Consider the following 13,232-nt stretch of genomic DNA (forward strand, 5'->3'; position numbering starts at 1 on the left):
TGTATAGGGAGCAACCTAAAGGGCCGTTGCAAACGGGCCAACCCCCGCGCCAGACGTGCCACTCGCCACTGCCCCGGGAACCGCTAAGCGCAGGATATCCCAAATGATTCAGACCAACCGCACAGGGATCTTGCGTCCCTTGATACGGCCTTTTTCAAGGGCGGCCAGAGCCTTCTTCGCCAACTCCGCTTCCACCGCCACCAGACACTGAAACTCGAAGACGTCAATCTTGCCCACCGATTTGCCCGGCAGGCCCGCATCGCCGGTCAGGGCGCCAAGCACATCCCCCGGACGCACCTTCTGTTTGCGGCCCGCGGCAATGCACAGCGTCCGCATCGCGGCCGGCAACGGCCGATCCTTCACTATCAGCAATGCTGCGGTGTCCCCCCACGCCAGCGCTGTCGCCCGCTGATCCATCAACCGCTCCAGCCGGCCGCGCTGGGCCGGGGTGCAGAAGGTCACGGCGACACCCGCCTCCCCTGCCCGACCGGTCCGCCCAATGCGGTGGGTATGAACATCGCCATTGCGGGCCGGCTCAACATTGACCACCAGCGGCAATGACGCGATGTCCAATCCCCGCGCGGCGACGTCGGTGGCCAGCAGGATGGTGGCACTGCGGTTGCGGAACCGCGCCAGAACCAGATCGCGCTCCTTCTGCTCGAGGTCGCCGTGCAGGGCCTGGGCGGTAAACCCTCGGGCCCTCAGCTCATCTGTCAATTCATCGCACTGCTGCCGGGTTGTACAGAAGGCAATGCAGCCGTTGGGTCTGTGCCGGGACAACACCGCCGCCAGGGCATCGGCCTGCTGATTCGCGGCGATCTCGTAGAACTGCTCTTCGATATCCGGCGCCGACTCCTGGTCCACCACCCGAACATCCTCCGGCTCCTTCTGGAAGCGCTGACTCAGCCCCCGAATGTCTTCCGGCCAGGTGGCTGAGAACAGCAGGGTCTGACGCTTTGGCGGCGTCTGCTTTAGGATCGACTCAATGCTCTCCAGAAAGCCCATATCGAGCATGCGATCGGCTTCATCCAGTACCAGCGTTTTCAATTGCCCCAGATCCAGCGTGCCCTTGCGCAGATGGTCCTCAACCCGCCCTGGCGTGCCGACCACCAGGTGGGCCCCATGGGCCAGCGAGCCGATTTGCGGACCAATCGCCACGCCACCACACAACAACAGCACCTTGACGTTCCCCTTGGCGCGGGCGAACTGGCGCAGCGCCTTGGCGACCTGGTCCGCCAGCTCCCGGGTCGGGCACAACACCAGCCCCTGGACGGCGAACTGACGCGGATTGAGGCCGGCGATCAGTGGCAGCCCAAACGCCGCGGTCTTGCCACTGCCGGTCTTGGCGGTAGCGATCAGGTCGCGTCCGGCCAGAGCCGGAGGCAACGCCGCCGCCTGGATCGGCGTGGGCTGCTGGTAACCCAGATCCTTCAGGTTGGATTGCATGGCGGCGGACAAGCCAAGATCAGCAAAGGAAGACATATATAAAGGAAGCCTGTAACAAGTGAGATGGATGCGGGCCGGGAGTCTGGTCGGAAGAACAGGAACGTTTCGGAGTTCATCAGAGCCCCGTCAAACAGAGTCTTCTTAATCCCGGGCTCCCCAGGCCGTATACTATCGGATTGCAGCAATTTAGTCTGGATTGTGATCGACGGAGCACCTCATGGCATCACTTCAAGAGCAACTGATGAAGGCGGGTCTGGCAGATGAAAAGAAAGCCAAGTCCATACGCCAGGAAAAACGCAAACAGCGCAAGCAGCAACCCAAAGGCAGCCAGCCGGTCAATGAGGCCCAGCAACGGGTCGAACAGGCCCGGAAAGAGAAAGCGGAACGGGACCGCCAGCTGAACCAGCAGCGGCAACAGGAAGCTGAACGCAAAGCCATCCAGGCCCAGATTCGCCAACTGATCGAAACCAATCGACTGGATCGTGCCAGGGGCGAAGAGGAGTACCAGTTTGTCGATGGCAAGAAGATCAAGAAGATTCTGGTGGATGCGCAGATGGTGGACCAGCTCTCCCGCGGCCGTCTTGCCATTGTGAAACTGAACGACGGCTACGAAGTGGTCGCCGAGGGCGTCGCCCGCAAAATCATGGAACGGGATGAACAGGCCGTTCTGGTACTGCACGACCGCAACGCCAACGATACCAATGAAGACGATCCCTACGCCGGCTACGAGATCCCTGACGATCTGATGTGGTAAGCACGCTTCATGACACGGGCGCAACCCCCCCTGATCTGCGCCCTTGCCATCTTCTCTCCCACCTGCCCGACAGCCCCCTGCAAATTTCTTTTCAATCTTCTGCATCCAAGCCGCCGCCTGAAACGAATCTCCCTAGGTAGTTCATAAAAATAGTCGACCAGGAGACTCCGCCATGAGCCCGAAATCCGTGAACACCGTCATCGCACTTGGCTCCCTGCTTATCAGCAGCACAGCCTTTGCAGGCCATACCAACCACGTAGTGTCCACCCAACTCTCTGCCGACCATCTGGTAGGCACGATGGGAGACGCCGATGGCCATGGGCACGCCCACGTCTTTGGCGTTGACGGCGACCCAACCACGCTCTGCTACGTGCTGCAGGTGTCTGATATCCAGACAGTTCCTGTAGGAGACGGCATGGCCGCACACATCCATGAAGCCGCTGCCGGCAGCAATGGCAGCCCCATAGCCATGCTGGCAGGGCCTGAAGATGGCGATGCCGCAGACTGTCTGACCGAAGGCGAGAAGGGTAAATTTCCGACCGGAGAAGCCGGCATCGTGAAACGGATTCTGGAGAATCCGCAGCAGTTCTACATCAACGTTCACAACCCGGAATACCCTGCGGGCGCCATTCGCGGGCAACTGCAAGCGGCAGAGCATGACCACGGGATGTAAACGGACGCTGAAAACAAAAAACCCCGCTCACGGCGGGGTTTTTTGTTTGATCTGGCGCGGCTGGGAGGATTCGAACCTCCGACCGCCTGGTTCGTAGCCAGGTACTCTATCCAGCTGAGCTACAGCCGCTAACACTTGGTGGTGGCCTTTCCTGATGCCTGGCAACGCCTTGGTGCGCCGCCTTCGAACCGATCCTGGCTCTGTTTCGCTTCTTTTTCTTCTTGAAAAAGAAAACGCCTCATTACCGCGCTTACTCGCTAATGAGGCGTCTCTGATTTGGCGCGGCTGGGAGGATTCGAACCTCCGACCGCCTGGTTCGTAGCCAGGTACTCTATCCAGCTGAGCTACAGCCGCTAAAACTGTGTCGTCGCGTTGCTCCGACGTTCCTCAGCACACTGCGTGCGCCAAGCTTCGGTGTTTGATATTGGCGCGGCTGGGAGGATTCGAACCTCCGACCGCCTGGTTCGTAGCCAGGTACTCTATCCAGCTGAGCTACAGCCGCCGATATCAAAAACCTGTTGGGTGCTAAACCAACTGCCTCAACTTTTCTTCCGCAAAAGAAAATGGCGGAGAGGGAGGGATTCGAACCCTCGATACGCTAACGCGTATGGTTCCTTAGCAGGGAACTGGTTTCAGCCACTCACCCACCTCTCCTTGAGAACGGGGCGTATACTACCACGAAATTTTTGTTTTCATAGGGTTGACGCAAAATTTTTTTAAATTCGTTTCCCAGACAAAGAAAAAGGCCGCTCAGGTTTCCCTCGAGCGGCCTTTTTAGAGCTGGCTAGCGATTGCCGTTCGGCTCATCAGAGTCTGTTTTCTCACTCTGGATACGCTGGTAAATCTCTTCACGGTGTACTGCCACTTCTTTCGGAGCGTTCACACCAATGCGTACCTGATTCCCCTTAACCCCCAGTACCGTCACGGTGACCTCATCACCGACCATCAGGGTTTCGCCAACTCGGCGAGTCAAAATCAACATGTCCTTTACTCCCTTTTCAGAGCTACCAGTTCCGACGAATATCACTTTATATAAGTTATAGTGGGCAAACTCATCGTTTGAAAGGCGAACAACCACTTATACGTGATTCCCGCCTTTCCAGACCAGGAATTCAACCCTTGTTATTCCACTGCGGCCGGACCCCACACGAATGTCGGATCAGGCCTCGCCCTCAGGCTTATCCAGTTCAAACGCACTATGCAGGGCGCGAACCGCAAGCTCAAGATACTTCTCATCAATTACTACAGAAATTTTAATTTCAGATGTTGAGATCATCTGGATATTGATGCCTTCATGGGACAGCGCCTCAAACATTGTAGTCGCTACCCCGGCATGAGACTTCATTCCCACACCAACAATGCTCACTTTGGCGATCTTGTTGTCACCACTGACTTCCCGGGCACCCAGCTCGGCAGCCACCCGTTCCAGCACGTCGTTGGCGCGTTTGAAGTCGCCACGATGTACCGTGAAGGTGAAGTCGGTGCGATTGTCGGCGCCCACGTTCTGGACGATCATGTCAACATCGATGTTGGCGTCGCTGACCGGTTTCAGGATACCCACAGCGCTGCCCGGGGTGTCGGGAACGCCCGAGATGGTCAGCTTGGCTTCATCACGATTAAAGGCTATGCCGGAAACAACCGGTTGTTCCATGACGTCGTCATCCTCAAGAGTAATCAGGGTTCCACCACCGTCCTGGAAACTGGACAGGACACGCAGCGGCACATTGTACTTGCCCGCGAATTCCACGGAGCGAATCTGGAGCACCTTGGAGCCCAGGCTCGCCATCTCAATCATTTCTTCAAAGGTAATACGGTCCAGGCGACGGGCACTGTCCACAACCCGCGGATCGGTGGTGTACACCCCGTCCACATCGGTGTAGATCTGGCATTCATCCGCCTTCAGCGCCGCTGCCAGAGCAACCGCAGTGGTATCGGAACCACCCCGGCCCAACGTGGTGATATTGCCGTGCTCGTCGGTGCCCTGGAATCCAGCCACCACCACCACGCGACCTGCGTCCAGGTCTTCCCGCATCCGCTGCTCGTCAATCTGGCGGATACGCGCTTTGGTGTGGGTGCTGTCGGTCAGAATGCGAACCTGGCTGCCAGTATAGGAACGGGCCTCACAGCCACGTTTCTGCAGAGCCATGGACAGCAGTGCAATGGTGACCTGCTCGCCAGTAGACACCAGCACGTCCATTTCCCGCGGCGTCGGTTCTTCCATGATGTCGCTGGCCAGCCCAATCAGGCGATTGGTCTCACCACTCATGGCGGAAACCACCACCACGACATCGTGACCTTCTTTACGGAACCGGCAGACCTTCTCTGCCACCGCCTCTATTCTCTCGGTAGTGCCGACCGAGGTACCACCGAACTTCTGAACCAAAAGAGCCATTTTTCTTCCGTCTTGCTATCACCACCCACGACGGACACCCAGTGCCGTCAACCTGTATTCACTGCGCCAAGTGGTCAGGCAATTGTCTGCTCAACCCAGGCCGCAACACCTTCCAGCGCGGCCGGCAGCTTGGCGGGGTCATTACCGCCACCCTGGGCCATATCCGGACGACCGCCACCCTTGCCATCCACCTGGGCAGCAAGGTGCTTCATCAGGTCACCCGCCTTCACGCGACCGGTAGCGGACTTGGTCACCCCCGCTACCAGGGTCACCTTGCCATCCTCGACACTGGCCAGCACCACAACGCCCTCACCCAGCTTGTTCTTGAGCTGGTCTGCGGTTTCCATCAGCGCCTTGCGGTCGGCCCCTTCCAGCTCTGCCGCCACGACCTTGAGACCACCCACCTCAACGGCCGATGCCGCCAGGTCGGAGCCAGCAGAGCTGGCGAGCTTGGCCTTGAGCTGATCGAGTTCTTTCTCCAGCTGACGGTTACGTTCTACCGTGGCCTGGACCTTGTCGATCACCGAATCCCGGCCGCCTTTCACCAGCTGGGCCGCCTCTTTCAGCTTCTCTTCAGTCTGATCCACCCAGGCCAGCGCATTAAAACCGGTAACGGCCTCAATTCGACGGACGCCAGATGAAATGCCACCTTCGGAGACAATCTTCAGCAGACCAATATCGCCGGTACGGGCAACGTGGGTTCCGCCACACAGCTCCACCGAGTAGCGATCGGTCCCCATGCTCAACACCCGCACGGTGTCGCCGTACTTCTCACCGAACAGCGCCATGGCGCCTTTTTCCTGGGCGCTTTCCATGTCTGTGATGTCGGTTTCGACCGCGGTGTTGGCCAGGATCTGCTGATTGACCTCACGCTCGATCTCTTTCAGCTCGTCGGCGGACACCGCCTCAAAGTGGGAAAAGTCGAACCGCAGCTTGTCCGGATCAACCAGTGAGCCTTTCTGGGTCACATGCTCGCCCAACACCTTGCGCAACGCCGCATGCAGCAGGTGCGTTGCGGAATGGTTTAGGGCCGTGGCCTGGCGGCGAACGTGATCCACCCGGGCATCCACTTCCAACCCCGGGAACAGCTCACCCTCAATCACCGTACCGATGTGGATATGGTGATCACCTTCCTTACGGGTGTCAGCAACCTGGAACCGGCCGCCACTCCAGGTCAGCAGGCCGGTATCGCCCACCTGGCCACCGGACTCGGCGTAAAACGGGGTTTTCTCAAGCACTACAATGGCCTCGTCACCTGCCTGGGCCGGCTTTTCCTCGCCATCGACGATGACGGTGCGAATGGTTTCGTGGCCATCCACCCGCTCGTAGCCGGAGAACTCGGTCTTGCCTTCAAGCTGCAGGCCGGCGTTGTAGTCGATACCAAACTTGCTGGCAGCCCGCGCACGTTCACGCTGGTCGTTCATGGCGGCTTCATAGCCGTCGTAGTCCAGGGTCAGGCCGCGCTCGCGGGCAATGTCGTTGGTCAGGTCCACCGGAAAGCCGTAGGTGTCGTACAGGGTAAAGATGGTCTTGCCCGGAATGACCGTTCCCTCAAGGTCTGCAATATCCTGCTCCAGCAGGCGCAGGCCCTTGTCGAGGGTTTTGGCAAACTGCTCTTCTTCCTGCAGCAGCACCCGTTCGATCTGGGCCTGGGTGCGCGCAAGTTCCGGGTAGGCTTCACCCATCAACGACACCAGCGCCGGTACCAGCTTGTGGAAGAAGTTACCCTGAGCACCCAGCTTGTTGCCGTGACGGGCCGCACGACGAATGATGCGACGCAGTACAAAGCCGCGACCTTCGTTGGACGGCATCACACCATCGGCGATCAGGAAGGAGCAGGAACGGATGTGATCCGCCACCACCCGCAGAGACGCTTCGGTGGTGGCCACGCCGCCAAGAATCTCAGACGCGGCTTTCAGCAGGTCCTCGAACAGATCAATTTCGTAATTGCTGTGAACCCCCTGGAGTACAGCGGCAATCCGCTCCAGACCCATGCCGGTATCGACAGACGGCTTGGGCAGCGGCAGCATTTCGCCCTCGGCGGTGCGGTTGTACTGCATGAACACCACGTTCCAGATTTCGATGTAGCGATCGCCGTCTTCCTCCGGGCTGCCGGGGGGTCCACCGGCAACGTTCGGACCATGGTCGTAGAAGATCTCGGTGCAGGGACCACAGGGACCGGTGTCCCCCATCTGCCAGAAGTTGTCAGAGGCATAGGGCGCGCCCTTGTTGTCGCCGATGCGGATGATCCGCTCCTCCGGCACGCCCATTTCCTTGCTCCAGATATCAAAGGCCTCGTCGTCGGAGGCGTAAACGGTTACCCAGAGCTTGTCTTTTGGCAGTTTCAGCCACTGATCACCGGTGAGGAAGGTCCAGGCAAAGTTGATCGCCTCACGCTTGAAGTAGTCACCGAAGCTGAAATTGCCCAGCATTTCAAAGAAGGTGTGGTGACGGGCGGTGTAGCCCACATTTTCGAGATCGTTGTGCTTGCCGCCGGCCCGCACACACTTCTGGGCGGTGGTGGCCCGGCTGTAATCGCGCTGCTCCCGGCCAAGGAAGACGTCCTTGAACTGGTTCATGCCGGCATTGGTGAACAGCAACGTGGGATCGTCGGCAGGCACCAGCGAACTGCTGGGTACCACGGTGTGTCCCTGTTGTTGGAAGAAGTCAAAAAATGCCTGTCGCAACGCTGCGGTTTTCATAGAGAAGTGCCCTGGTCCACGTATCAGCCGTTCGATGAATAAGATTCATTCCTGATAGCGTCGCCGGAACAGCAAAAAGGCCCTGGGAAGGCCGACGTCCGGCGGCGCAAATCCGCTACTCTAGCATAGGCTGAACAGCGGAAAAACGGATTCATCACCGCGAGCGGGGAATGATTCGGCAAGGTATACTCTCGCCCTGATTCCATGTCTCCCGCAGCGGTCCCGGGTCACCGGCACCACGGCGGGGCGAAACCACAATCCAGGAGTATTCGATGCCACGCCGCTTTCACGACGAGGACATTCTGCTGCCACCGGCCACCCTGACCCGCCGGTTGCTGGCCATCATCTATGACGGGCTGATCTGCATTGCGGTGTTGATGGTGACTACCTGGCTTTACACCCTGGTGGCGGCCTGGGTGATGGGGTTCGACCAGTATGAGGCGAAGATGGAAGCGGGTACCCTGGAGGCCGATCCGGTACTCAGCAGCCTGCTGTTCGTGGTGCTGTACCTGTTCTTTGGTTACTTCTGGACCCGCTCCGGACAGACCCTGGGCATGCAGGTCTGGCGCATCCGGGTGCAGAATCTCAACGGCATCTCTATCAGCTGGAGCCAGTCCCTGAAGCGCTTCATGATGGCCGCCGTCGCCCTGTTTGGCGCCCTGCTCTGCCTGTACCACTGGGGCAGCTGGAGCCTGATCATCCTGGCGCCCGCCGTGGGCCTGGTGTTCTGGCCGTTCCGGGGAGAATCTTTGGTGGATCGGGTCTCGAAAACCCAGGTGGTCCGGGTGCCGAATCCCGACAAGAAAAAATAGTCATCATCGGCGAGCTGGGTCGCTACCCGGCACGCCGCATCAGCAACACCCCCACCACCGCGTTAATCAGGATCGGCACCAGAATGGCCAGAATGGGGTCGAAGCCGAATACCAGACTCATCGGCCCCAACAGATCCTGCATGTACTTGAACAGCAACCCGACAATCAGACCGGTGAACACCCGGAACCCCATGGTGACAGAACGCAGGGGGCCGAACACAAACGAGATGGCCACCAGCACCATCACCGCCGTGCCCACCGGCATCAGCACCTTTTTCCAGAACGCCAGCCAGTAACTCGCCGAACTCAGCTCCTGCTGATCAAGGTAGGACGCGTAGGTAAACAGACCGGACATCGACAGATTCTCCGGTTTGACGATGAGTACACTCAACACCTCTGGCGACAGCCCGGTATCCCAGCGCAGCTGCTGGTGCGCCTCCCGCTCGGTATTCTGGGGATGAAAACGCGTGGTCACCGCATTCTGCAGCAGCCAGTGATCACCCTGGTGAATCGCCCGCTCGGCAAACGTGGCCGTGACCATGCTGCGCCGGTCGGTGAAACGGAACAGTGAGACCCCGTGCAGTACGCCGTTGGGCTGCACCGCGTTGAGGTGAATGAAGGTATCGCCTTCCCGGTGCCAGATCCCCCGCGCCGACGCGATGTTACTGCCGGCGCCCTGGGCCACCGCTTTCTGGCTCTGAGCCATGCGTTCGAACGGCGGCGCCACGTATTCACCAATCAGCAGGCCAATCACCACCACCAGCAACGTCGGCTTCATCGCCGACCAGATGATACGGCGAATCGACACCCCCGCCGCCCGGATCACCGTCAGCTCCGACGAACTGGCCATGGCCCCCAGCCCCACCAGGCACCCCATGAAGGCACCCAATGGCAAATAATCGTAGATCCGGCGCGGCAGCGTCATGAACACGTACAGCAGAGCCTGCAGGGTCTGGTAATCGGCTTCCGCATCATCGAGCTCGGCGATGAAGGCGAAGATCAGATCCAGCGACAGCACCACCATCATCACCAGCAGCATGGCGCCGCCGACGGTCCGCATCACATAGCGGTCGAGCTTACGCATGGCGCGCGCCCTCCCGGGTCAACCGCCGGCGATGGAGCCAGGCCGGCCCGAACTGCAGCCACAGTCCCAGCGCCAGGAACAGGGCGTGTACCCAGAGCATGCCAATCCATTCCGGCACCTTGCCGTCCGCCAGGGCGTCCCGCGCCACGATCAGCAAGCCAAGATACAGGATGTACACCAGCATGGCCGGCAACAGATGGAAGAACCGGCCCTGGCGGGGGTTGACCCGGCTCAGCCGCACCGCCAGCAGAGTCACGATGGGCACAATCAGCGGCAACGAGAAGCGCCAGTGCAGCATCGCCCGATCCTCGGGACGATCCGACGCCATCAACTCCAGGGTACTGACCGCCTCTTCCAGTTCCCGGTCCCGGGCATCACCAGCCAGCACCTTGAGACCATAGGCATCGAAGGTGGTGACCTGATAATCCAGCTGCCCCGGCACCCCCTCATAGCGCGCGCCCTCCTCCAGAATCAGGAAGCGGCTTCCGGTTTCGCTGTCCACCAACTGAGATCCCACCTCGGCGGTCACAATGCTGATGCCCGGCTTATCCCGGGAAATCTCGGCAATGAACACGCCCTGCAGCTGACGCTTGTCGTCGCTCAACGCCTCGGTGTAGGTCACCCGCTCACCGGACGACAGGTCCTGGAACCGGCCCGGCGCCAGCATCTCGAACTCGGTGGCTTTGCGCTGTTCATTGAAGATACGCTCCACCTGCTCCATACCCCAGGGCGAGACGTACAGGCTCATGGCGCCCACGGCCAGCATCACCAGGCCGCTGCCGATCAGCGTCTGCTTGAGCACCTGACGATCACTGACCCCGCAGGCGAACAGCACCGTCATCTCGCTTTCCAGATACATGCGGCCATAGGCCAGCAGAATGCCAATGAAGTAGCCCAGCGGCAGGATCAGCTCGAGAAAGCCGGGGAAACGGTAGGCCATGATCTGGAACAGCACATCACCGGCCAGTTCCCCCTGGGCCGCATCGGCCAGGTACTTGATGAAGCGCCCACTCATAAACACCAGCAACAGAATGCCGGACACCGCCAGCATGCTGATCATCACTTGACGGGTGAGGTAACGGAAAACGATGCTCAAGACAGTCTCTTCTGGCCGGAAACTAGGGGGCCTCTGATCAATTCCGAACCGCCCCTGCACACGCTGTCCAGCGGCCAGATCCGGAATAAAGGAGCCTCAAAATCAGAGACTCCCAAGGCAACGGAGAAATTGTCGGGTATTCTATGTAACCTGATCGACGAATGACAGAGCCGCACCGCCTCCCCGCCAGGCACCGGCCGGGTATCGGTCGCGCATCCCTTGATAATTGCCCGCGCCACCCTAAGGTTAGGGTCTATCCATCGAGGGAAATGAAGCCCCAAAACACACTCAGGAGTTGTCATGAATTTCACGCTGAGCAGTAAAGCCGTATCCAGTAGTAAAGCAGACTGCGTTGTGGTCGCCGTACCCGAACAGGGAGACTGGCCGGAATCCACCCAGCAGGTTGATGAAGCACTGGGCGGTCTGCTCAAGCAGCTGGTCAAGAGTGGCGACATCAGCGGCCGCAATGCCACCACGCTGATGATTCCGGTGAGCGGCCAGCCCTGGCCTCGGGTTCTGGTGGTCGGCAGCGGCAAGGATGCGGATCGCAATCCCACCAACTACCGTAAGGCGCTGATCGCCGCTGTGGGGCAGCTCAAGGACGGTGCCGCCGGCAACGTTCTGCTCGCCCTAGCTGACAGCGCAACCACCGGTGACGACCAGACCAGCTCCGAGGCCGGACGCCTGAGCCTGATTGGCCGAACCCTGGAAGACCAGCTCTACACATTCCACGATTACAAGAGTGAGAAGCCCAAGCCACGCAAACTGAAAAAGGTGACGGTCAGCGCTTCGGCAACCACCAAGGCCCTCAAGAGCGCCTTTGAACTCGGCCTGGCCACCGGGCGCGGCATGAATTTCACCCGCGACCTGGGTAATACCCCGCCCAATATCTGCCATCCGACCTGGCTGGCCAAGCAGGCCGAGAAGCTCGCCAAGGACTTCGGCAACATCAAGACCGAAATCCTGGACGAGAAGGAAATGAAGAAGCTGGGCATGAACACCCTGCTGTCCGTGGCGGCCGGCAGCAAGCAGCCCGCCCGCCTGATCGTGATGGAATACCGTGGTGGCAAGGCCAAGGACAAGCCCCACGTTCTGGTTGGCAAGGGCATCACCTTTGACAGCGGCGGCATCAGCCTCAAGCCCGGCGAAGGCATGGACGAGATGAAATACGACATGGGCGGTTCCGCCTCTGTCTTTGGTGCCATGCGGGTGCTGGCGGAAACCCAGCCCAAGATCAACGTGGTTGCGGTGATCGCCGCGGCGGAAAACATGCCGGATGGCGGCGCCACCCGTCCCGGGGACATTGTCACCTCGATGTCCGGCCAGACTGTGGAGATCCTCAATACCGACGCCGAGGGCCGTCTGGTGCTGTGTGACGCCCTTACCTACGTCAAACGTTTTGATCCGGAGACCGTGATCGACCTGGCCACCCTGACCGGCGCCTGCATCATCGCGCTGGGTAACCACGCCACCGGCCTGCTGAGCAACGACGACGCCCTGGCCAACGAACTGCTGGCCTCCGGCGAACGCGCCTGTGACCGCGCCTGGCGCCTGCCGCTGTGGGATGAGTACCAGGCCCAGCTGGACAGCAACTTTGCCGACATGCAGAACATTGGTGGTCGTCCGGCGGGCACCATCACCGCCGCCTGCTTCCTGTCCCGATTCACCAAGGAGTACCGCTGGGCCCACCTGGACATCGCCGGTACCGCCTGGCACTCCGGCAAGGCCAAGGGCTCATCCGGCCGACCGGTGCCGCTGCTGGTCGACTACCTGATGTCCCATGCCGGCTGATTCCGACAACCAGCACCAGGGTGAACGGAACCAGGCCTACTGGTTCCACATCCTCGTCAAGAACACACCCGCCGCCCGCAATCTCCACGCGGTGCGGCTGGTGGACAAGGCCTGGCAACAGGGGGACCGGGTCTGCATCGTCTGCGACAGCAGCCAGCAGGCCCAGGACCTCGACGACCTGCTGTGGCAGTTCAACCCGGACGCCTTCATCCCCCACAGCATCGTACCGGACACCGCCACCACCTGTACCGACCCGGTGGGCATCCTGCTGTGCCCGCCCGTCGCCGAAGACTGGGACACCGTGGTGGTGCTGTCAGCCACCCTCCCCGCCGACGCCGACCGCTTCAAACGCCTGGCCCTGGTGGCCCACAACGACCCCGCCGTCCTCAACCAGGCCCGCTCCCATTTCAAGCAGCTAAGGGCGCTGGGCATCGAACCGCAGGTGCATGATTTTCGAAAGCGATAGTGGGAATCAGCGAAAC

Annotated in this window: 11 protein-coding genes and 4 tRNA genes; 5 read left to right on the forward strand and 10 right to left on the reverse strand. The window is 60.2% G+C overall.

All coding sequences use genetic code 11. The annotated features are described in order from the left end of the window. Window positions 1-108 precede the first annotated feature (108 nt). Window positions 109-1,482, reverse strand: coding sequence for an ATP-dependent RNA helicase DbpA (dbpA, locus tag J2887_RS12910; protein ID WP_227171530.1), 1,374 nt, complete (start codon window positions 1,480-1,482; stop codon window positions 109-111). Window positions 1,483-1,663: 181 nt separating this feature from the next. Between dbpA and J2887_RS12915 the strand changes: the two genes are divergently transcribed. Continuing rightward, window positions 1,664-2,200: a DUF2058 domain-containing protein gene (locus J2887_RS12915; protein ID WP_227171531.1), complete on the forward strand. Its 537-nt coding sequence runs from the start codon at window positions 1,664-1,666 to the stop codon at window positions 2,198-2,200. Window positions 2,201-2,372: 172 nt separating this feature from the next. After that, the gene (locus J2887_RS12920) at window positions 2,373-2,873 is read left to right on the forward strand and encodes a CHRD domain-containing protein (protein WP_227171532.1); all 501 of its coding nucleotides are present in this window, start codon (window positions 2,373-2,375) and stop codon (window positions 2,871-2,873) included. 52 nt (window positions 2,874-2,925) lie between these two features. Here J2887_RS12920 and J2887_RS12925 read toward each other — a convergent pair. From J2887_RS12925 to alaS, 7 genes are all read right to left on the reverse strand, one after another. Then, window positions 2,926-3,002, reverse strand: a tRNA-Arg gene (locus J2887_RS12925). Window positions 3,003-3,150: 148 nt separating this feature from the next. Further along, window positions 3,151-3,227 (reverse strand) — tRNA-Arg (locus tag J2887_RS12930). A gap of 71 nt (window positions 3,228-3,298) precedes the next feature. Further along, window positions 3,299-3,375 (reverse strand) — tRNA-Arg (locus tag J2887_RS12935). A 62-nt stretch (window positions 3,376-3,437) separates the two neighbouring features. Continuing rightward, window positions 3,438-3,527: transfer RNA gene (locus tag J2887_RS12940), tRNA-Ser, on the reverse strand. Window positions 3,528-3,657: 130 nt separating this feature from the next. Further along, window positions 3,658-3,855, reverse strand: a complete 198-nt coding sequence (csrA, locus tag J2887_RS12945; RefSeq protein ID WP_227171533.1) for a carbon storage regulator CsrA — start codon at window positions 3,853-3,855, stop codon at window positions 3,658-3,660. 177 nt (window positions 3,856-4,032) lie between these two features. Then, window positions 4,033-5,265 (reverse strand): aspartate kinase, encoded by a 1,233-nt coding sequence (locus J2887_RS12950; RefSeq protein WP_227171534.1) that lies wholly within the window; start codon window positions 5,263-5,265, stop codon window positions 4,033-4,035. A gap of 74 nt (window positions 5,266-5,339) precedes the next feature. Beyond that, entirely contained in the window at window positions 5,340-7,967 is a 2,628-nt protein-coding gene (alaS, locus tag J2887_RS12955; protein WP_227171535.1) for an alanine--tRNA ligase, read from the reverse strand. A gap of 272 nt (window positions 7,968-8,239) precedes the next feature. On the opposite strand from alaS, the gene J2887_RS12960 reads away from it, so the two are divergent. Beyond that, window positions 8,240-8,779 carry an RDD family protein gene (locus J2887_RS12960; protein ID WP_227171536.1) on the forward strand — a complete coding sequence of 180 codons (540 nt, stop codon included), beginning with the start codon at window positions 8,240-8,242 and terminating at the stop codon, window positions 8,777-8,779. A gap of 22 nt (window positions 8,780-8,801) precedes the next feature. Here J2887_RS12960 and lptG read toward each other — a convergent pair whose 3' ends face one another. Both lptG and lptF read right to left on the reverse strand, forming a co-directional pair. Next, window positions 8,802-9,863, reverse strand: coding sequence for an LPS export ABC transporter permease LptG (gene lptG / locus J2887_RS12965; RefSeq protein WP_227171537.1), 1,062 nt, complete (start codon window positions 9,861-9,863; stop codon window positions 8,802-8,804). Continuing rightward, window positions 9,856-10,959: an LPS export ABC transporter permease LptF gene (gene lptF / locus J2887_RS12970; RefSeq protein ID WP_227171538.1), complete on the reverse strand. Its 1,104-nt coding sequence runs from the start codon at window positions 10,957-10,959 to the stop codon at window positions 9,856-9,858. The genes lptG and lptF overlap by 8 nt, the downstream gene beginning before the upstream one ends. A gap of 300 nt (window positions 10,960-11,259) precedes the next feature. On the opposite strand from lptF, the gene J2887_RS12975 reads away from it, so the two are divergent. Continuing rightward, window positions 11,260-12,750: a leucyl aminopeptidase gene (locus tag J2887_RS12975; protein WP_227171539.1), complete on the forward strand. Its 1,491-nt coding sequence runs from the start codon at window positions 11,260-11,262 to the stop codon at window positions 12,748-12,750. Next, entirely contained in the window at window positions 12,740-13,216 is a 477-nt protein-coding gene (locus tag J2887_RS12980; protein ID WP_227171540.1) for a DNA polymerase III subunit chi, read from the forward strand. The genes J2887_RS12975 and J2887_RS12980 overlap by 11 nt, the downstream gene beginning before the upstream one ends. Window positions 13,217-13,232: the final 16 nt, after the last annotated feature.

The organism is Marinobacter sp. CA1 (genome assembly GCF_020546665.1).
GTDB lineage: Bacteria > Pseudomonadota > Gammaproteobacteria > Pseudomonadales > Oleiphilaceae > Marinobacter > Marinobacter xestospongiae.